The organism is Sphingomonas faeni (assembly GCF_023195535.1).
GTDB lineage: Bacteria > Pseudomonadota > Alphaproteobacteria > Sphingomonadales > Sphingomonadaceae > Sphingomonas > Sphingomonas faeni_B.
On sequence record NZ_JALPNF010000010.1, the window covers coordinates 32,853 to 52,405 of the forward strand.

19 protein-coding genes and 3 pseudogenes are annotated in these 19,553 nt (G+C 63.5%); 9 read left to right on the forward strand and 13 right to left on the reverse strand.

What is annotated here, in order from left to right; all coding sequences use genetic code 11:
* Nucleotides 1–36 precede the first annotated feature (36 nt).
* Nucleotides 37–936, forward strand: coding sequence for a quinoprotein relay system zinc metallohydrolase 1 (locus SPHN_RS15760; RefSeq protein ID WP_248524685.1), 900 nt, complete (start codon nt 37–39; stop codon nt 934–936).
* A 134-nt stretch (nt 937–1,070) separates the two neighbouring features.
* On the opposite strand, the gene SPHN_RS15765 is transcribed toward SPHN_RS15760, so the two are convergent.
* From SPHN_RS15765 to SPHN_RS15775, 3 genes are all read right to left on the reverse strand, one after another.
* Entirely contained in the window at nt 1,071–3,551 is a 2,481-nt protein-coding gene (locus SPHN_RS15765) for a TonB-dependent receptor (protein ID WP_031441035.1), read from the reverse strand.
* A 90-nt stretch (nt 3,552–3,641) separates the two neighbouring features.
* Complete coding sequence (locus SPHN_RS15770; RefSeq protein ID WP_031441036.1) at nt 3,642–4,322, reverse strand: response regulator transcription factor; 681 nt, start codon at nt 4,320–4,322, stop codon at nt 3,642–3,644.
* Complete coding sequence (locus tag SPHN_RS15775; RefSeq protein WP_081874322.1) at nt 4,319–5,596, reverse strand: sensor histidine kinase; 1,278 nt, start codon at nt 5,594–5,596, stop codon at nt 4,319–4,321. The genes SPHN_RS15770 and SPHN_RS15775 overlap by 4 nt, the downstream gene beginning before the upstream one ends.
* A gap of 111 nt (nt 5,597–5,707) precedes the next feature.
* Between SPHN_RS15775 and SPHN_RS15780 the strand changes: the two are divergent.
* Nucleotides 5,708–6,689 (forward strand): annotated as a pseudogene (locus SPHN_RS15780) (IS481 family transposase).
* 212 nt (nt 6,690–6,901) lie between these two features.
* On the opposite strand, the gene SPHN_RS18525 reads toward SPHN_RS15780, so the two are convergent.
* From SPHN_RS18525 to SPHN_RS15795, 4 genes and pseudogenes are all read right to left on the reverse strand, one after another.
* Nucleotides 6,902–7,126: an SDR family oxidoreductase gene (locus tag SPHN_RS18525; protein ID WP_349238511.1), complete on the reverse strand. Its 225-nt coding sequence runs from the start codon at nt 7,124–7,126 to the stop codon at nt 6,902–6,904.
* Nucleotides 7,127–7,163: 37 nt separating this feature from the next.
* Nucleotides 7,164–7,622 (reverse strand): annotated as a pseudogene (locus tag SPHN_RS18530) (SDR family NAD(P)-dependent oxidoreductase); the annotation flags it as partial.
* Nucleotides 7,623–7,669: 47 nt separating this feature from the next.
* A complete protein-coding gene (locus SPHN_RS15790) occupies nt 7,670–8,524 on the reverse strand; it encodes an SDR family oxidoreductase (protein WP_248524686.1) in 855 nt (284 codons plus the stop codon).
* A 29-nt stretch (nt 8,525–8,553) separates the two neighbouring features.
* On the reverse strand, nt 8,554–9,393 hold the full coding sequence (locus SPHN_RS15795; protein ID WP_248524687.1) for a DODA-type extradiol aromatic ring-opening family dioxygenase: 840 nt from the start codon (nt 9,391–9,393) through the stop codon (nt 8,554–8,556).
* Nucleotides 9,394–9,480: 87 nt separating this feature from the next.
* Here SPHN_RS15795 and SPHN_RS15800 point away from each other — a divergent pair, with 87 nt between their 5' ends.
* Nucleotides 9,481–10,389 carry a LysR family transcriptional regulator gene (locus tag SPHN_RS15800; RefSeq protein ID WP_248524688.1) on the forward strand — a complete coding sequence of 303 codons (909 nt, stop codon included), beginning with the start codon at nt 9,481–9,483 and terminating at the stop codon, nt 10,387–10,389.
* Nucleotides 10,390–10,607: 218 nt separating this feature from the next.
* Here the strand turns inward: SPHN_RS15800 and SPHN_RS15805 are convergent, their stop codons facing one another.
* Nucleotides 10,608–11,624 carry a zinc-binding alcohol dehydrogenase family protein gene (locus SPHN_RS15805; RefSeq protein ID WP_248524689.1) on the reverse strand — a complete coding sequence of 339 codons (1,017 nt, stop codon included), beginning with the start codon at nt 11,622–11,624 and terminating at the stop codon, nt 10,608–10,610.
* Between the two features lie 84 nt (nt 11,625–11,708).
* On the reverse strand, nt 11,709–12,644 hold the full coding sequence (locus tag SPHN_RS15810; protein WP_248524690.1) for a LysR substrate-binding domain-containing protein: 936 nt from the start codon (nt 12,642–12,644) through the stop codon (nt 11,709–11,711).
* Between the two features lie 113 nt (nt 12,645–12,757).
* Between SPHN_RS15810 and SPHN_RS15815 the strand changes: the two genes are divergently transcribed.
* From SPHN_RS15815 to SPHN_RS15835, 5 genes are all read left to right on the forward strand, one after another.
* The gene (locus SPHN_RS15815; protein WP_248524691.1) at nt 12,758–13,552 is read left to right on the forward strand and encodes a type 1 glutamine amidotransferase domain-containing protein; all 795 of its coding nucleotides are present in this window, start codon (nt 12,758–12,760) and stop codon (nt 13,550–13,552) included.
* 71 nt (nt 13,553–13,623) lie between these two features.
* Nucleotides 13,624–13,920, forward strand: coding sequence for a putative quinol monooxygenase (locus SPHN_RS15820; protein WP_132884492.1), 297 nt, complete (start codon nt 13,624–13,626; stop codon nt 13,918–13,920).
* A 10-nt stretch (nt 13,921–13,930) separates the two neighbouring features.
* A complete protein-coding gene (locus tag SPHN_RS15825; RefSeq protein WP_248524693.1) occupies nt 13,931–14,110 on the forward strand; it encodes a hypothetical protein in 180 nt (59 codons plus the stop codon).
* 18 nt (nt 14,111–14,128) lie between these two features.
* Entirely contained in the window at nt 14,129–14,869 is a 741-nt protein-coding gene (locus SPHN_RS15830; RefSeq protein WP_248524694.1) for an SDR family oxidoreductase, read from the forward strand.
* Between the two features lie 111 nt (nt 14,870–14,980).
* Nucleotides 14,981–15,274 (forward strand): putative quinol monooxygenase, encoded by a 294-nt coding sequence (locus tag SPHN_RS15835; RefSeq protein WP_248524696.1) that lies wholly within the window; start codon nt 14,981–14,983, stop codon nt 15,272–15,274.
* Between the two features lie 214 nt (nt 15,275–15,488).
* Here SPHN_RS15835 and SPHN_RS15840 read toward each other — a convergent pair.
* From SPHN_RS15840 to SPHN_RS15855, 4 genes and pseudogenes are all read right to left on the reverse strand, one after another.
* Nucleotides 15,489–15,728: pseudogene (locus tag SPHN_RS15840) on the reverse strand (integrase core domain-containing protein); the annotation flags it as partial.
* Between the two features lie 11 nt (nt 15,729–15,739).
* The gene (locus tag SPHN_RS15845) at nt 15,740–16,849 is read right to left on the reverse strand and encodes an S-(hydroxymethyl)glutathione dehydrogenase/class III alcohol dehydrogenase (protein WP_248524698.1); all 1,110 of its coding nucleotides are present in this window, start codon (nt 16,847–16,849) and stop codon (nt 15,740–15,742) included.
* A 418-nt stretch (nt 16,850–17,267) separates the two neighbouring features.
* Nucleotides 17,268–17,558: a metal/formaldehyde-sensitive transcriptional repressor gene (locus tag SPHN_RS15850; protein ID WP_248524699.1), complete on the reverse strand. Its 291-nt coding sequence runs from the start codon at nt 17,556–17,558 to the stop codon at nt 17,268–17,270.
* Nucleotides 17,559–17,845: 287 nt separating this feature from the next.
* On the reverse strand, nt 17,846–18,835 hold the full coding sequence (locus tag SPHN_RS15855; RefSeq protein ID WP_248524701.1) for a zinc-dependent alcohol dehydrogenase family protein: 990 nt from the start codon (nt 18,833–18,835) through the stop codon (nt 17,846–17,848).
* Nucleotides 18,836–18,931: 96 nt separating this feature from the next.
* Between SPHN_RS15855 and SPHN_RS15860 the strand changes: the two genes are divergently transcribed.
* Nucleotides 18,932–19,552, forward strand: coding sequence for a TetR/AcrR family transcriptional regulator (locus SPHN_RS15860; RefSeq protein WP_248524703.1), 621 nt, complete (start codon nt 18,932–18,934; stop codon nt 19,550–19,552).
* Nucleotide 19,553: the final 1 nt, after the last annotated feature.

Sequence of the window (19,553 nt, forward strand, 5' to 3'; positions counted from 1 at the left end):
GCATTCGTCGGCGGCTGCCTGGCGAGCGTTGCAGCAATGCCGGTCGTGGCAGCCGCGTTTCAATATGGCCTGAAACCGGAGGTCGTCGCCGATGGCATCTGGGTGGTGCGCGGCGCCGACGACGCGATCCTGATGGGCAATGGCGGCGCGATCGCCAACGTCACGATCCTTGATACCGCGGACGGCGCAGTGCTGGTCGATGCGGGTCCGTCGCTGCGCTATGGTACCGAGCTGACCGCGCTTGCAAAAAAGCTGACCGGCAAGCCTGTCGCGCGCGTCTATCTGACCCATCTTCACCCCGATCACACCTACGGTGATGCCGCGTTCCAGCCTCCGCAGATCGCCGGGACACCCGCGCTGATCGCCGAGCTCAAAAGCGAAGGGCCGGGCTTTTCGGATGGCATGTACCGCCTGCTGGGCGACTGGATGCGCGGGACCGAGCTGCACATCCCCGGTCATGTGATCGCTACGCCCAGCGAGACGATCGGCGGCCGCACGCTCCGGCTCCTGGCGTTGGCCGGGCACAGCGGCGCAGACCTTGCGATCTATGACGAAGCGACGAGGACGCTGATTGCCGGCGATCTGGTGTTCCACGATCGTGCGCCATCGACGCCGCATGCCGACCTGCCGCACTGGCGTACGTCGCTCGATACGCTGAAGGGGTTGGGACAGCTCCGGGTGATTCCCGGCCATGGGCCGATCGATTCTACGCCGCACGCGGCGATCGACCAGACCCGCGACTGGATAGACTGGATCGATATGGCGTTGACCGACGCGATCCAGGCTGGATTAGATCCAGTCGAAGCCGGCGAGATCGCGATCCCGCCACGCTTCGCTGCGATGAAGGCCGCGCGCTATGAGCTACAGCGGTCGGTGTCGCACTTCTATCCGGGTCTTGAGGAACGATCGCTGCCACTGGTGGGCAAGCGAGCCTAGCGTTCTGCCCTCGTCCGGTCGAGATACAGCTTGCACGGCTTTGTTGTGCCGCGAAGGCGAGAGCCCAGTCTGGAGCCTCGCTTTCGCGGGGAGACATGCTGTTTTCTCGCACAAGACGAGCGCCGACCAAGACCTCAGAACCGCACTTTGGCGCCGACCTGGATCGAGCGTGGGGCACCCGGTGCATAGAAGGTCGACGACGCTAATGGCCGTTCGCCGTCGATCACCGGCCCGGCAAACGGTCGCGCGACGAAGTTGCCGCTCGCATCGAACCCGGTCGCGCCCAGTTGCGCGGCGGTCGCATAGCGCTTGTCGAACGCGTTGTTGAGCTGTGCGAAGATCGTCAACTGGCGGGCCGGGCGGATCTCCGCGCCAAAATTGACGACCGCATACGCGTCGGTCTTGCCCTCGCCGAGGTAGTACACCCCGTCGGGCTCATGCTCGTTGTTCTCGTTGCCGCGCGCATACACGCCCGAAATCGCAATCATGTCGGCACTGAGCGATAGCATCTCTACCGGTTTCCAGCGTGCGCCGGCCTTCAAGATGTGTCGCGGGATCAGTGGGACGCGATCACCCTTCTCGATGTCGATCTCGCCTTCGAATCCGGGCGCGACGTGCTCGCTCGAACTGTTGCCCGAGCCGTCGACGGTCTCGCCATTGCGATAGGTCGCGTCGAGCAGCGTGTAGTGGCCGGTCAGGTGAACCGGGCCGACATCGCCGGCGAGATCGACGTCGATACCCTGGCGGCGAGTTTTCCCGAAATTGCGAAAATAGCCGAAGCCCGCGGTATCGTCGGCAACGAACAGGATGTCGTTCCGACTGACAGTGCGGAATGCGCCGAGACGCAGCGCGATACCGTGGAGGTCGGCGTTGATGCCCGTCTCGACGGTGCGCGCAACGACCTGGTCGAGCGGCGGATCGCCCGCCAAGGCGTTGGGCAGGCGGCAGGGGCTCTCGGGGTCCGCGCAGCCAAGTTCGATCGCCGATGGCGCACGGCTGGTCTGGGCGAGCGCCGCATCGATCGCGAAGGTCTCGGTCGGACTCCAGCGCAGCGCGATCGCCGGGTTCACGCGGTCGAACTTGTGGTCGCCGTCGAGCGATCCGGTACCGCCACCGGGTTGAAGCCCATCGCGGTTATGGACGACGGTGTGGTCATAGCGCGCGGACAGGTCGACATGCAGCGTCCGGCTGACGTCGAACGCATCGAGCGCATAGGCGCTGAGCGTGGTCGTGCGGCCGGTCAGGTCGACGCGCGCATCGAATGCGTGTTCGGAGTCCTGCGTCCCATCTGCGAACGCGCCCGCGCCGATAACCGGGACGATGCCGCGGTCGGGCGTGAGATAGCCGAATTGCGACGATTGGACGAACACCGAGCGACCGTTGACGTAGCTCGCGCCTACCGTCAGCGCGTTGAAACCGCCCCCGACTGGCGTCTTCAGCGTCAGCTCACCGGTCGCGCCGAACTCGCGCTGTCGTGTGTTCGAACGGTTGGCGAGCCCGTTGCACTTCTCGTTCGGCTCGCTGTTCAGCAGCACGTTGGCGATGCAGCGCCATCTGGGGAAGGGGGTGTTGGCCTGCGTCTCGCCCGCGACCGGGAAGCCGCTATATCCGGCCACGGTCAGTGCGGCGCGCTCGGCGGCGCTGGGTTGATACAGGTTCTCGCCGAGTGCATCGTCGTTGATGTCGCCGTTGAACGTGCGCGTCCTGATGCTGCGGAAAAATGCGTTGCCGGCAAAGGAGAGAACGTCGGAAAACCGGTGGTCGCCCGTGAGGTTGATCAGGTACGCGGTGTTCCGGGTAGTGTCGGGATAGGTGTAGACGCTGGACCGATCACGTTCGAGCAGGCGCTGGTCCTGTAGCCCGTTGCCGTTGAGGTCGGTCTTCGCATAGCTTCCCGACAGCGCGACGTTGGTTTTCGTATCAGACCAGCCAAGCTTGCCGAATGCCTGCCCCGCCTCCGACCGCGAGACATCGCGCCAGCCGTCCTCGGCAAAATAATCGCTACTCAGGAACCAGTTGAAACCGCTGTCGGCATTGCCGCCGGCCTGCACCTCGACGGTACGGCGATCGAATGATCCATAGCTCGCCTCGATCTCGACACCGGGGTCGGATTTGCCATCCTTGGTCCGGACAGAGATCGCACCACCCAGCGAATTACGCCCGAACAGCGGGTTTGATCCTGGCACCAGAGTCATCGAACGGATTGCGGATTTGGGGATAAGGTCCCAACTGACGACGTCGCCGAACGGTTGGTTGACGCGGACGCCGTCGACATAGACCGACAGCCCCTGCGGCGTGCCGAGCAGCGGCGATGCGGTGAAGCCGCGATAGTTTATATCGGGCTGCAACGGGTTGTTCTGGATGTCGTTGACGAACACGCCGCCCGCCATCCGCTTCAAATAGTCGGTGATGTCGGTCGCGTGCGCGGCCTCGATCTCCTCGTCGCTGGTGGTCTGTGCGGGGAAGGGCAGCGTCCCTTCGCCGACGTCGGACAGCGGGGTCGCAGTCACGATGATTTCGGGGGAGAGGCCTGTCTGCGTTTGCGGCTGCGCGTGGCCAGCGGCCGGCATGACAATCAGGGCGACACCGGCCAGCCAACGGAAACGGGTCTTCATGCTGCATCCCCCCAACGCCTGCGATCTGCGTCGCTGAGGAAACGATAACTTGGCTGATCGACACTTGCCTGAGATCGGTCTCAGGTTACGTCATACCTTGGTCGATGGCACTAGCCGGAAGCCACGACCGCGCAGTGTCTCGATCGCCGGCGCTCCGCGAAGTTCGCTCAGTCGGCGGCGAAGATAGCCGATATAGACGTCGAGCGCGTTGTCGCTGATCCCGGCATCTGCGCCCCAGACAGCAGCGGCCAGCGCCACTCGTGTCGCAGTGCCGCCATTGGCCGCGACGAGCCGCTGCAGCAGGTCGAACTCACGCCGGCTTAGCGCGAGCGGGCGGTCGTCGACCAGCGCATGCCGCGAAATCGGGTCGAGCGCGAGATTGGCGTAGCGCATTGGCGGCGGTGCGGCGTCCGCTCCCCGACGGACGATCGCCGCCAGTCGCGCGACGAGTTCTTCGAATGCGAACGGCTTGGGGAGATAATCGTCCGCCCCGCTGTCGAACCCGTCGAGCCGGTCCTGTAACGTTCCTCGCGCCGTCAACATCAGGATCGGCACCCGGATCCCGTCTTCACGCAGGGCCCGGCAAAGGTCCATCCCGTCACGGTCGGGAAGGCCCACGTCGAGCAGTGCGGCGGCAAATCCGCCGGTTCGCAGCATCGTCGGCACCTCCCGCGCCGCGCGTTCCCAGGCAACCTCATACCCGCGCGCGGTCAGTCCGCGGCTGACGAAACGGCCGATGCCGGCATCGTCCTCGACCAACAGGATCTTCATACTGGTACCAAGGGAAGGTCGATCGTCACGGTACAGCCGACGCTCAGGCCATTGGCGAGCGCGTTGGCGGCATGGATCGATCCGTCATGCTGCTCGACGACCCACCGCGCGAGTGACAGGCCGAGCCCGGTGCCGCCCCGCGATCGCCCCGCATCCCCCTGGTAATAGGCGTCGAAGATCCGCGGCAAAGCCTCGTCCGCCACGCCCGATCCCTGATCCACCACATCGATCCGCGCCGCATCATCATTGGTCGTGAGCCGTACGGTAACGGTTCCCCCGAATGGCGAAAACTTTACCGCGTTATCGACGATTGCAAGCACCGCCTGTTGCAGCCACCGCGCGTCGCCCCGCACAGTCAGCGGCGGCACCATAGTCTCGACCGCCAGCGCTACCTCGGCCGAGCGCGCATAACCACGTGCGGCGTCGCCCGCCCCCTCTACCAGCGTCGCCAGATCGATCAGCTCGCGCGCGAGTTGAAGCTGACCGTCATCCGCGCGCGCCAAGGCTAGCAATTCAGCGATCCGGTGTTCGAGAAACTCGGCATTAGCGACGACGTGCCCGAGCGCCTCGCGCAGTGCACGTGGCTCGGCAGCGAAATCGGCCAGCGCTACTTCCGCTTCTCCCCGCATCACGGTGATCGGAGTCCGCATTTCATGGCTGGCTTTTGCAAAGAACAGCCGACGCGATTGATCGATCATGGCAAGTTCCGCCGTCTTCTCCGAAACTTCATTGGCGAGCTGGCGATTGGCTGCGATCAACCCCAACGCTCCCAGCAACGCTGATCCGCCTGCCACCAGCACGAGTAGCACGGCCAGGATCGTCGTTCGCGCCCGCAGCCGGATCATGTCCGCGCCGATCCGCGCGGCTTCTGTGCGTTCCCGTGCGACGATGCGGGAGACCAGGTCCGCGAGTTCGCCGCGCCGCTTCGGATCGCCGGCCAGCACAGCGAGATGGTCCGCATCCACCGCCTCACGCACCTGCGCTGCGTGTTCGGCGGAAGCGGTAGGTAACAGCGCCGTCTCGGTGCGGATCAATCGTGCATAGGCGTGGAGATGCGGGCGCAGCGCCGCAGCGTCCCCGGTGTTTGCCAGCGTTTCGATCCGCGACACGGCCGCAAGCTGCGCCTGCGCGATTCCGGCGCGGTCAAAGTTCCGTCCCGCACTCGCAAGGCTTAGGATGAACGCCGTCGCCAACGCTGCCAGTGATACCAACAGCGCAATGGAACACAGCGCAGCGAGCGTTAGTGGCTGACGTAGGCGAGTTTCAATCGACATGGCCCGATCCTAGTCGTCGCGCGCCGCCGAACAAGAAGGAGCATATTGAACTAGGTGTTTGATCCCACGGTTTGATGGTGCGATCCTTTCGTTGGAATGGAAGGAAGCCATATGGGACAGGTACGTCACGGGAGCGCCACGACCACGCACGCCATCAGAGCAGCAATACAGCGATCGCAAGCTTCGCTCTCGACGCTGAGCCGGGAGCTTGGGATAAACCCGAAGACGGTGGCGAAGTGGCGTAAGCGAACGACGGTCGAGGATTTGAATACCGGGCCGAAGGCCCCTCACTCCACGACCCTAACCGAAGCCGAGGAGGCAGCGGTCGTCGCATTCCGGCGTCACACGTTGCTGCCGCTGGACGACTGCCTCTACGCATTGCAGCCGTCGATCCCGCACCTGAGCCGGTCAGCACTGCACCGCTGCCTGCAACGCCATGGCATCTCCCGTCTGCCGGACATCGAAGGCGACAAGCCAAAGCGGCAGCGCTTCAAACGCTACCCTATCGGCTTCTTCCACGTGGATATTGCCGAGGTGCAGACCGCCGAAGGCAAGCTTTATCTGTTCGTAGGCGTCGACCGCACGAGTAAGTTCGCGGTGACGCAGTTGGTCGACAAGGCTGACAGGCGGACGGCTTGGGAATTTCTGGAACACCTGCTGAAAGCGGTGCCGTACCCAATCCACACGATCCTGACCGACAACGGCATCCAGTTCGCCGAGCAGCCGCGCAACCGCAACACCGCCTGGTCGCGGCAGATGCGCTTCGACATGATCTGCGAAGCCAATGACATCGAGCACCGGCTTACCAAGCCGAACCACCCTTGGACCAATGGTCAGGTTGAGCGGATGAACCGCACCATCAAGGAAGCCACCGTCAAACGCTTCCACTACGAGAGCCACGAGCAGCTACGGACGCACCTTGGACGCACCTTGGACGCACCTTGCCGACTTCATGGCTGCGTATAATTTTGCCCGCCGACTGAAGACGCTCAGCGGCCTCACACCCTACGAATACATCGCCAAGATCTGGACGTCAGAGCCGGACAGGTTCATCGTCGATCCGATCCACCATATGCCGGGACTAAACACCTAGCTTAACTCAGCCGCCAAACTGTCCAAGAAGGCGGGACCACCTCAATCCGCTGAGCATCATGACCCCGCCAGAAAAGATATCCACCACCCTGCAATGTGCTGGTGGTTTTCGCAACGGGTTTTCCGATGTTGAGGAAGCGTCGCTATGGCAAAATCCATCGCGCATTGGTAGCGCCGGCCGCCCTTCCCAATCGGGATAGGACAAATTGAAAGTCAGGCGATTGTATCCACCACACCGCCGTCAACGCGTAGCGCCGCACCGGTGGTCGCGGACGCCTGCGGAGAGGCGATATAGACACACAGGTTGGCGACTTCTCCGACCGTGGCAGCACGCCGAATAATCGAGGACGGTCGGTGCGCCTTGACGAAATCGGCGCCGGGCCTCTTCCAACGATTTGCCCGATGCGACCGCGCCCGCCATGCGCTTGGCCAGCCCACGCGACAGTGCAAGGTCGGCCGTCTTGGTCACGCCATAGTGGATCATGTCCGCCGGGATATTTAGGCCGGATTCCGAGGACAGGAACAGCACGCGGCCCCAGCCCTTGTCCCGCATGCCCGGCAGGTATGCCCGGGAGAGGCGTACGCCTGACATCACGTTGACCCGAAAGAAGCGCTCCCACTCTTCGTCAGGCGTTTCGAAAAAGTCTTGCGGGCCGAAGATGGCGGCATTGTTCACCAGGATATCGACCGCCGGAAGCGCGGATACGATGGCATCGCATCCGGCTTCCGTTCCGACGTTTCCGGCCACACCGCGCACATCGGCATGCTCAACCTCACGCTTCAGCCTGGCCACCGCCGCCTGAGTGCGGCTCTCGTCGCGCCCGTTCAGGAAGACGATCGCCCCGGCTGCCGCCAACCCCTTCGCGATCGCAAAGCCGATGCCGGCGGTCGAGCCGGTCACGAGCGCCGTCTTGCCGGAAAGGTCGATGTTCATGCGCTATCTCCAGGGATGGTCGTTATCGGTCGGGGTTGTCCGTAACGTCAGCCCTGCACGGCGAGTTGCGCCCGCACGGCATCGGCCAGCGGCATCGTCGGACGTCCGATCAGCTTCGCGAGCTGATGACCGTCATCGAACAGCGCACCGTTTGAGGCATCGACGTCCCACGCCGCAAGCCCCTCGGCGAAGCCCTCGGGCAGGCCGACCTGCTTCAGGATTGCAGCGTATTCGGCCTGCGATAGATGGCGGTACGGGATGTCGCGACCGGTCTGGCGCGAGATCTCGGCGGCAAGGTCGGCAAGCGTCACCGCGTCGTCACCGGCCAGCTCATACGTCTTACCCTCATGGGCGTCGCTGGTCAGCACGACGGCTGCGGCCTCGGCATAATCGGCGCGGGTCGCAAGCGACAGGCGTCCCTCGCCAGCGCTGCCGACGAGCGCGCCATTCTCCAGGGCTGCGGGAATCGAGCCGGTGTAGTTCTCGGTGTACCAGCCATTGCGCAGGAGGGTCGTTGGGATACCGGAGGACGCCAGCAGCGCTTCGGTCGCGCGATGCTCCTCGCCCAGACTGATCGGCGAGCGGTCGGCATGCAGCAGGCTGGTATAGACGATACGCTTGATGCTTGCCTGCTTGGCGGCCTCGATGACGTTGCGGTGCTGCGGCTCGCGCTGCCCGACCTCGCTCGATGAGATCAGGAGCAGCGTGTCGACCCCGGCCAGCGCCGGAGCGAGCGTCTCGGGCTGCGCGTAATCGAAAGCGCGTGCCTCCACGCCCAGATCGCTGGCCTTTTCGGGCGAGCGCACCAGCGCCACGATCGGCTCGCCGGTCAATTTGCGCTTCAGGCTTTCGATGACGAGGCGGCCAAGCTGGCCGGTCGCGCCGGTGACGGCGATAGTCATGACAATTCTCCTTCGGTGACGCGGTGAGATCAGTTGAAACGGAAGCCGGAGATGGCGGTCGACAGCACTTCCTCGGCATAGACCCGGGCGCCTTGGCCTTCGGCCGCGCCGGCCGCGACCATCAGGGGCAGCAGATGCTCCTCCTTGGCCGGGGGATGGGCGAACCGTGCCGAGGGCGCATCGGCCCAGCGCGCCAGGCGCTCGGCCCGCTGCGGGCCGTCGAGTTCCATGCTTTCGGCCAGCCACTGGTCGAACGCTTGCGAGCCGGGCGTCGAGCGCGGGTCGCCATAGGCGCGCATGTTGTGAAAGCTCATGCCCGAGCCGAGGATCAGCACGCCCTCCTCACGCAGCGGCGCAAGGGCGCGGCCCGCAGCGACATGGAGGGCCGGATCCAGCCCCCGCTCGACGGACATTTCGATCAGCGGAATGTCCGCATCCGGAAAAGCCACTTTGAGGGGGACGAACACGCCGTGATCCAGGCCCCGCTTCGCGTCGACAGTCGAGGGGATGCCCGCGTCCTTGAGCAGGGCCGCGGCACGAGCGGCGAGCGCGGGTGCGCCCGGCACGTCGTAGCGCAGCTGATAGGTATGGGGCGGGAAGTTGTAATAGTCGTAGATCAGTTCGGGCCGTTCGGCGCCGGTGAAGGCGAAGCCGTCCGTCTCCCAATGTCCCGAGACGACGAGGATGGCCTTGGGCTTCTCGGCGAGCGTGATCGGCAGGTTGCGCAGGAACGCTTCCATACCGGTCCACACGCCGCGCGGATCGTCCATGAAGAAGCAGGGGCCGCCGCCATGCGGGATGAAGTAGGTGGGCTGGACGCTCATGGTCATACACTCCGGTGCAGGCGCCACGGAGGCGGCCTGGATCATCGATCTGATGGCCAGAATATGTGCCCGCTATCGCGCAATGATAATCGCTCGCGTAGAAGGATCAGCTTCAACCACGGGTAGGAAGTCATGGCGGATCGGTTGACGGGTATGGACGTGTTCGTGCGGGCGATCAGGCTCGGTGGCATCTCTGCTGCCGCCCGTGATCTGCACATGTCGCCTGCGATGGCGGCCAAGCACCTAGACGCCCTCGAAGCGCGGCTTGGCACAACGCTGGTCCAGCGCTCGACGCGTCGGCTGTCGCTGACCGAGGCAGGCACCGACTATCTCGAAAAGGCCGAACGTATCCTGATGGAGATCGGTGAAGCCGAGGCGGAGGCATCGTCGCGATCGATCACCGCGCGGGGACTGCTGCGCGTCAGTGCGCCCGCCACCTTTGGCGTCCTGCACCTTGCCTCGCTCGTCCCTACGTTCTCCGCGCGTCATCCCGAGGTGACGATCGAACTGGGCTTCAACGATCGCTACGTCGACCTGCTGGAAGAGCGATGGGATGTGGCCGTGAGGATCGGGCGCCTTGCCGACAGTGCGCTTGTTGCCCGCAAGCTCGTGGCGATGCGCATCGTGCTGTGTGCCGCCCCCGCCTACCTGGAGCGGCGCGGAACGCCCACCCGCCTGGTCGATCTTGGCGATCACGATTGCCTCGGCCACACCAACGCGTCGCTTGCAGGAACGACATCGTGGGCGTTCGGCAAAGACGGGACGATCAAAGTGCCGATCTCAGGATCGATGTGTTCCGACAATGGCGAGGCCTTGGTTCGCGCTGCCATCGCGGGCCAAGGGCTGGTTTATGGGCCACGCTTTATTGCGGCAGAGGCGCTTCGCGCCGGCCAATTGAGCGAGCTTGAGCTGGACGAGCCGCCTATGATGCTGGGAGCGGCATATGCCATCACACACCCGACGCGGCGCCCCGCCGCCAAGACGCGGGCGTGGATTGACTTCTTAGCCGAAGCACTCCCCGCTCTTGGCACCGATTGGTGAGAGGCCGAGCTAGCAGACGTCCCGAGTTTTCACCCGAGGACCGCGTCTGCTATCTCAAAACATCATGGTCTTTTATGATTGTAGATATCAGTGACCCAGCGAAAGCGACGCCCACAACCGCACATGGCTGGCATCGATAACGCCGAGGCTTGGTCCCTTTCAGTTGGTGCAGCGGGGGCCGCGGGCGCGGCGGACGTTGCGGGTGAGCGTGAACCGCATCACTGCCAACCCTCGATGACGATCTTGCCGCGTGCGGTAGTCCTCTCAAGCGCCTGGTGCGCGCGCTTGAGGTTCGCGGCGTTGATGGGGGAGAACCGTTCGGTGAGGGTGGTGCGCACCTCCCCGGCGTCCACGAGGCTGGCGATGGCCGACAGGGTCTGACCCTGCGTTTCCATATCAGCGGTCTCGAACATGGACCTGGTGAACATAAACTCCCAGTGGGTCGACACCGACTTGCGTTTGAACGGTACGACATCGAGCGTCTTGGGGTCGTCGATGAGCGCAAAACGTCCCTGCGGGGCGATCAGCTCGGCGATCTGCTCGATATGCTCGTCGGTGTGCGTGGTCGAGAAGACGAAAGCCGGCGCACCAATGCCCAAATTCGCCACTTGCCGAGCCAGCGGCTGGCGATGATCGATGACATGGTGCGCACCGAGCTCACCCACCCAGGCCTGCGTTTCAGGGCGCGAGGCCGTCGCAATGACGATCAGCTCGGGTACTTGGCGAGCAAGCTGGATTGCCATCGAGCCTACCCCGCCGGCACCCCCGACAATCAACAGCGCATGTGCTGCACCGGCTACAGGAGTACGCACGGACAATCGCTCGAAGAGGGCCTCCCACGCGGTGATCGCCGTCAGCGGCAACGCCGCTGCCTCTGCCCAATCGAGGCTGGCCGGCTTCTTCCCGACAATGCGCTCGTCGACCAAGTGCAACTCGGCGTTGGTCCCATCACGGCCGATGCTGCCGGCGTAGAACACCTCGTCGCCCGGTTCGAAGCCGCGCACTTCAGGGCCAACAGCGCGAACGACACCGGCGGCATCCCAACCCAGGACACGCCAATCACCGTGGATCGAACCCGAGCCAGCGCGCACCTTCGTGTCAACCGGGTTTACCGAGACAGCCTTGACCTCGACGAGGAGATCACGGCCGGTAGCGTTGGGATCGGGAAGTTCGATATCGACGAGAGCTTCCGTGCGATCGATCGTTCCGGGCTGCTGGTAGCCGATTGCGCGCATGATAAATCCTATTGTCAGGGGCTGTATAGCGAACTTTGTCGTGTACGGGATACGCACAAGCGACGTCGCGGTTCGGCATCGTCCTCAGGCTGGCGACGGCGTGGCTGCCGCTGCCGTCTTCCCCGTGAGGTCGGTGATGACCGCGCCGATCAGCGCCCGTAGCCAGCGGTGTGCGGGATCATGCCGATAGCGGACGTGCCAAGCCATTTCCACGGGAAAGCTGCCAAGGTCGACCGGAGCCGGCAGGATCTTCAGCCGGGGGTCGTGCATCAGCCGCCTGCAGATGAGCGAGGGCAAGGTGGCGCAATAGTCGGTCACCGCCACCATCTCGGCTACCGCGAAGAAGTTTGTCACGGAGATTGCGACGTCACGCTTCAGCTGCTGCTGCGCCAGCGCCTGGAACAGCCCGGCGCGCATCCGTCCGGGCGGCACGATGTTAACGTGCTTCATCGCCTCGAACTGCTCGCGCGTCATGGCATCGCCGACGCCCGGATGGTCGGCGCGGACGGCGCAGGCGAGCCCTTCGTCCATCAGGTGCTGGACGACGAGATTGTCGGGCGGATCGACGATGCGGCCCAGTACGAGCGCCGTCGTGCCCGATACGACGCCTGTCTCCACAAGATCGTTGCCGTAGGGCGTCAGACGAAGCTTTATGCCGGGAGCGACCTTCTCCAGGCGCGCCACGACAGCGGGGACGAGGGCGAACTCGACATAGCCGTTCGGCGCGATGGTGAAGAGCCGTTTGGCCTGTACGGGGTCGAAGGCCTGCTGACCGAGGACCGCGTTGTCGAGCTGCGCGAGTGCCTCGGCGATCAGCGGTGAGAGTTCAAGCGCGATCGGGGTCGGCTGGATGCCGTAGCGCTCGCGGACGAACAGCTGGTCCTGAAGCATCAGTCGTAGACGCGATAGGGCGTTAGACAGGGCGGGCTGCGTCATGCCCATGCGCTCGGCGGCCCGCGTGACGCTGCGCTCCTCCATCAACGCGACGAAGATCGGCAGCAGGTTCAGATCGTAGCGCATGCAGTCATCCTGTTAGCGTTATATCTGAAATCAGAAAGATAAACTTCTGAAATATGTCAACGAGGCCCATTTCCCATCCATCGGCGACGGACGCCGCGAACATGGAGGTTCAGATGAGCAAGGGACAGGTTCTCGTTCTTGGATCGAACGCGACGCAGATCGGTCTTCGTGGCGGCGGTACCGCGACGGTCGGTCAGTATCTCAACGAGACGGCGGTCCCCGCGCTGGCTCTGCTCGACGCCGGCTATGACATTGTTCTCGCCACGCCCAATGGGGCCAAGCCGCACATCGACGCCGTCTCCGTTTCGGTTGATCATTTTGGCGGCGATCAGACGGCATTCCAGCGCGCCAAGGACTTTTTTGCCAGCCACCCGGCGATGAACGACGTCCGCAGCTTGCGCTCTGTCGTCGAGGGCGGCCTGGACGGCTTTGTCGGAGTGTTCGTGCCGGGCGGCCACGCTCCCGTCGTCGACCTGATGCAGGACCACGACGCGGGCACGATCCTCCGTCACTTCCACACGGCGGCCAAGCCGACCGCGCTTCTCTGCCACGGACCGGTAGCCGTTGTCGCTACGCTCGACGATGCTCCGGCCTTCCGCAAGGCGCTGGAGGAAGGCGATGACGCCGGGGCGGCCGACCTGGCGCGAGACTGGATCTACTCGGGCTACCGCATGACTGTCTTCTCGGCGAGCGAGGAGAAGATCGCCGAGGAGCAAGTGCTGAAGGGCGAGCTCTTCTTCGACATGGAAAAGGCGCGGCGCTCGGCCGGTGGCGACGTCTCGGTCACTGACAAGAACTTCGCTTCGAATGTCGTCGTGGACCGGGAGCTGATCACGGGTCAGAATCCGGCGTCGGACCAGGCCATGGCCGACGCTTTGATCGAAGCCCTCGATCGCGCCGCTGCGTGAGTACCAGGATGACGGGCGGGGCGCTCAGGATGCGCCCCGCTTCGCATATAACCATGACAAGGAACGGTGCCATGACAGCCAACGTGAAGATCGTCGCCGTGCTCACCGCCCGTGCGGATACCGTCGACCGCCTGCACGCTCTGCTCGACGCCATGTTAAAGCCGAGCCGTGCGGAGCCGGGCAATTTGCGCTACGATCTCTGGCAGGACCAGAGCGATCCGAACCGCTTCGTCCTCGACGAGCTGTACGCGGACTCGGATGCGGTTGCCGCCCACCGCGCGACGCCCCACTTCCAGAACTACCTCTCTCAGATCGGCGATCTGGCCGAGCGCGGCGCGTTCGTCCTCAACCCCGTCTCCGCGACCTGAGGGTGCTGCCATGGGCAAGCTTCAAGAATGGGTGGGGTCGGCGCTGCTGGCACAACCGTTCTACGTAGAGGAGCTGCGGATGATCGGCCTGTTGGCACTTGCGCTTCGCCTGGGCCTTATTGGCCTCGTTTATCCACGCGGCGGCTACCGCTGGCGCGGGGCCGCGATCCAGCGGAAAATCAACATCTGAAATCAAGGACACACAGTCATGACCAAAGGTATCGAAGGCAAGGTTGTTCTCATCACCGGCGGCAGCACCGGTATCGGCGCGGAAACCGCGCGGCTTCTCGCTGAAGGCGGCGCCAAGGTGGCCATCGCCGCCCGTCGCAAGGACAGGCTCGACGAGGTTGTCGCGGACATCGCCTCAAGCGGCGGCACGGCACGTAGCTACGCGCTCGACGTCACCGACAAGTCGGCGGTCCAGTCCGTCGTCGCCGCGATCATCGCCGACTTCGGTCGCCTCGACGTGCTGATCAACAACGCCGGGCTGATGCCGATCCGTCCGATGGCCGAGGTCAACACCGACGAGTGGGACCAGATGATCGACGTCAATCTGAAGGGTACGCTTTACGGCATCGCGGCGGCTCTTCCCGGCTTTCTCGAGCAGGGCAGCGGCCACATCATCAACCTGAGCTCGGTTGCGGGCATCAAGGTCTTCGCACCAGGCGGCACGGTCTACTCCGGCACCAAGTTCGCCGTCAGCGCGATCAGCGAGGGCCTTCGCCAGGAGGTGGGCGAAAAGGTCCGTGTCACGTCTATCGAGCCCGGAGCCGTCGAAAGCGACTTGAAGTTCACGACGTCGGGCACGGCTGCCGAGACGGTACTCGACTTCTATAAACAGGCCATCCCTGCGGCGTCGGTGGCGCGTGCTATCGCGTTCGCTGTCGAACAGCCTGATGACGTCGACATCAACGCGATCGTCATCCGGCCGACCGCACAGCAGTTCTGATTTCGACGAGGAGGCGGGGCCGCGTGTGCTCCGCCTCATGGGGAACGTACCGGCCCGCTCGTCCGTTATTTTGCCGAACAATATCTGTCCGTTTCACTTGAGGAGCGATCTATGCCCAAACTTGCCCTGTATGTACCCCTGAAGGCCAAGCCCGGAAAAGAGCGCGATGTCGCCGATTTCCTCACCTCGGCATTGCCGCTCGTTCAAGCTGAACCGGGCACTCTGACCTGGTATGCGATCGAGGAAGGTCCCGGTGCGTACGCGATCTTCGATACGTTCGACACGGAGGAGGATCGGCAGGCCCATCTTGACGGCAAGGTTGCCGCCGCACTGATGGAGAGGGCGGACGAACTGTTTTCTGAACCGCCGCAGATTCATAAGTTCACCCTGCTGGCCGCGAAATAGCAAAGTGCTCGACACCGTTTCGTCGGGCTTGGCTGAACGGTGAAATACGTCTGCCATTCGGAATGAACGGGCCGGCTTTGGACTTCAATCAGAAGAACACGACAGGCCATCCGCCATAATGGATGGCCTGTCTTTTGCGTTTTATCCCGCTTTTGATGCTGCTGCTGATGGCGTGCTCCCCGTTGTTACCGCTCAGACGTAGAGTCCACATGGTTCATGGCTGGTGGTTGAGGACATGCCAACTTGGTCCGGGGCATGCCGGACCAAGTTGGCCGGCGATCTGGGTGTGGGTACACCCGCCGAGTTGTGAGGCCGGCCTGACGGTGTTGTAGTCCTGCCGCCAGGCAGCCAGCACGGCCTCGGCGTAAGCCAGCGAGGTGAACAGCGTATCGTTGAGGCATTCGTCGCGCAGGCGGCCGTTGAAGCTCTCGACGAAGGCGTTCTGGGTCGGCTTGGATCGGCGGGTCAGTAGTGGATAACCGTGCGGATCGACTTGCCTTCGTGCATCAGTTCGAACGCCTCGTTGATCTCCTCCAAACCCATGGTGTGGGTAACGAACGGGGCCAGATCGATATCGCCTCTCATGGCGTCCTCGACCATGCCGGGGAGCTGTGTACGTCCCTTGACGCCGCCGAAAGCGGACCCCTTCCAGACTCGGCCCGTAACGAGCTGGAATGGACGGGTGGAGATTTCTTCGCCCGCGCCAGCAACGCCAATCACGATCGACTGACCCCAGCCACGGTGCGCTGATTCAAGCGCGGCGCGCATGACGTGGACGTTGCCGATGCACTCGAAGGTATGATCGATGCCCCAGCCCGTCATCTCGATCAGCACTTGCTGGATGGGCTTGTCATGGTCCTTGGGGTTGATGCACTCGGTCGCACCGAACTGGCGTGCCAGCTCGAACTTGGACGGATTGGTGTCGATGGCGATGATGCGACCCGCCTTCGCCTGGCGCGCACCCTGAATCGCCGCGAGGCCGATGCCGCCCAGGCCGAACACGGCGACCGAGTCTCCGGGCTGGACCTTGGCGGTATTGTGGACTGCGCCGATTCCGGTCGTGACGCCGCAGCCGAGCAGGCAGACATGTTCGGGGTTTGCCTCGGGATTGATCTTGGCGAGCGAGACTTCGGCGACGACAGTATATTCACTGAATGTTGAACAGCCCATGTAATGATAGAGGGGCTGGCCATTGTACGAAAAGCGGGTGGTCCCGTCGGGCATCAAGCCCTTGCCCTGCGTTTCGCGGACAGCGACGCACAGGTTGGTCTTGCCCGACGCGCAGAAATCGCACTTGCCGCACTCGGCGGTGTAGAGCGGAATCACGTGATCGCCCGGCCTGACGCTGGTGACGCCCTCACCGACCTCGACAACGATGCCCGCGCCCTCGTGGCCTAGAACCACCGGGAAAACGCCCTCCGGATCGTTACCCGCCAGCGTGTACGCATCGGTGTGGCACACGCCGGTGTGCGTCACCCGGATGAGCAATTCGCCCTTCCGGGGTGGGGCGACATCAATCTCGACGATTTCGAGTGGCTTGCCCGCCTCGAAGGCTACAGCGGCGCGAGATTTCATGTTGGGATACCCTCGTTGATTGAAACCGATTGCCGGTGCGAGGCCGTTGCGCCATCGGAAATTCGTCGACGCTCTCATACTGTCAGGGAGTATCTTTACGATACTCCCTGCCAGTATTCAAGAGGTGTCCGAGTGAGGATGTCAAACCAGAGAAGGCATGTGGGGGTGGCTTCGCTTCGCAGGCCTCCACCTCTGTGTCGCCCACAGCCTGCGACCCGCCCATCAATCTTGAAGGGTCCATCGATCCTGACGCCCTGAAAAACGCCAGAGAAGACGCTCGTGCTCGCTACGCCGACAACAAAATCGAGGGCCGGAACGCCAAAAGGCTGCACTCTGGTGAACGGCACTGAGTGGCAGGACACGAGGCTTTCGCTCTACCTGCGGAAAAGCAGGGGCAAGAAGAAGATCGCTGAAGTCGTTACTTAAGATATGTACGCAGAATCTTCATTACGCCCTCCACCTTGTCATCGTGATCGCCGTTCTCGCTTTTGACGGCCGGATCTGCACCGGCACCGAATGTTTCCCTAAGGTGACTCTCCATCACTTCTGCCATCAATCCATTTGTCGCGCCTCGCATGGCGACAATCTGCTGCAGCAGGGGAGTGCAATCGGCCCCGGCTTCGATCGCGCGTTCCAAAGCGTCCGCCTGGCCCTTGATACGCCGCAAGCGTGTGATGGCTCGCTTCTTGTCCTCTGGTGAATGTGGCATCGCGCTTTCCCAAGAAATCGCTGAAGCATACTATACAGGGGGGGAGTTTCAATCCTGTCCATAGACTGGCGCTTCTGTAATCAGGCGAGGTTGCCCGGCCATTTTCAAAATTCGCCCCCTCCGATCGGGCAGGCATAGCCGCCATGTTACCCTGAGACAGGTCTGGCACGCGGAGGAGGAGCGGTCATGCTTTCAAGCCTGCGCCACAGCAACGACGGCATGGGCGCTGAGGGTCCGATCCTGTGTCCGGGAGGGGGAGCCATCGCTCGCTCCCCCAGGTTTGCCGGTCAGACCGTAACGACGACCTTGCCGATCTGGTCATTCGATTCGAGGAAGCGGTGTGCGTCTTGGATGGCGTCGAGCGAGAAGGTGCGCGCGATCCGCGGCTTGAGCGCGCCCGATTCCAGTCCCGCCACAATGAACGCCTTGGCGCGATCGAGGGCGGCGTCGTCCGAGACGATCTCGCTGTAGAGATAACCCTTGAGCGTGAGGCTCTTGCCCAGCACGGAGAACAACGGGAACGGCGTCGGCTCGCCGCTGAGCGCGCCATATTCAAGCAGGATGCCGCCGCGCGCCATGCTCGCGGTCAGCGGCTCGAACGACGGGCCTCCGACCGGGTCGAGCACCACGCGCGCACCTGCACCATCGGTTATCTCCATCACCTTCGCTACCAGATCCTCTTCCCCGGTCGCGACGACATGATGTGCACCGGCATCAAGCAGGGCCTGGCGCTTGGCGCCGGTACGCGTCGTCGCGATCACCGTCGCGCCGACCATCCGCGCAATTTGGAAGGCAGCAAGACCGACGCTGCTGGAAGCAGCGGTGACGATGACGAAATCGCCCTCGCCGAGCTTGGCCTGCTCCACCAGCGCACCCCAAGCGGTGACATACTGCATCCACACGGCCGCCGCTTCCTCGAACGAAAGCGCCGCCGGATGCTTGACGACGAGGCGGGCGGGCACGTTGGCGACCTCGCCATAGGTGCCCCAGCGCGCGATATCGAGCGGGGGGATGAGGCTGACGGCTTCGCCTTCCGCAAACCCGGTCACGTCCGCGCCGACCGTGCCGACAATACCGGCAGCCTCGTAGCCGAGGCGGCTCGGGAACTCGGCTTCCTGAAGGTAGGCATGGTTGCGGAACATCACTTCGGCGCGGTTTATGCCTATCGCCTTGACAGCGATCTGCACCTCGTCGGCCGCGGGCGCGGGCACTGCCACATCTTCAATCTTGAGGACGCTGGCGTCGCCATATTCGTGGATCCGAACGATGCGGCTCATGGACCATTCCTTGATTATTGAACGATCGTTCTGTATCGATGTCAGCGACGAGGTTCAAGCTATTATTTATCGATCATTCCATATCGGGCATCAGACATGACAGACACGAAAGCTCGTCGTGGCGCAGGCCGCCCTCGAGAGTTCAACACTGACGCTGCGCTCGACAAGGCGGTACGGCTGTTCTGGCAGCGCGGCTACGAGGCGACGTCGATGGCCGATCTGGTGGCAGAGACTGGCGTCGCCGCCGCCAGTCTCTATGCGGCGTTTGACAACAAGGCGGGGCTGTTCGCGGCGGTGATCGAGCGCTACGCCGCGACGTTCAGCGTCCACCTCTATGAACCCATCAACGATCCGGCGTTGTCCACCTTCGAGGCCGTCAAAGGCCTGCTGGAACGAGCGGCGTCATCGTTCTCGGAACCTGAAACGCCGGCCGGCTGCTTCATGTATTCGGCAGCGGCAGCCGTGTCGCCCGCGTCCGCCGCCATCGAATGCCTGCTGCGCGACAAGCGTATCGCGGCGGAGGCCCTCCTGATCGAGCGTTTACATCGGGGCGCCGCGCAGGGCGAGCTTGCGGCCGATACTGATCCGGCCGTCCTAGGCAAATTCATCAATACGGTCATGGAAGGCATGTCCGTTCAAGCGCGCGACGGCGCTACGATCAACGAACTTCTCTCCATCGCCGAAATGGCACTCGATCGATGGCCGGCTGCGGTGTAAT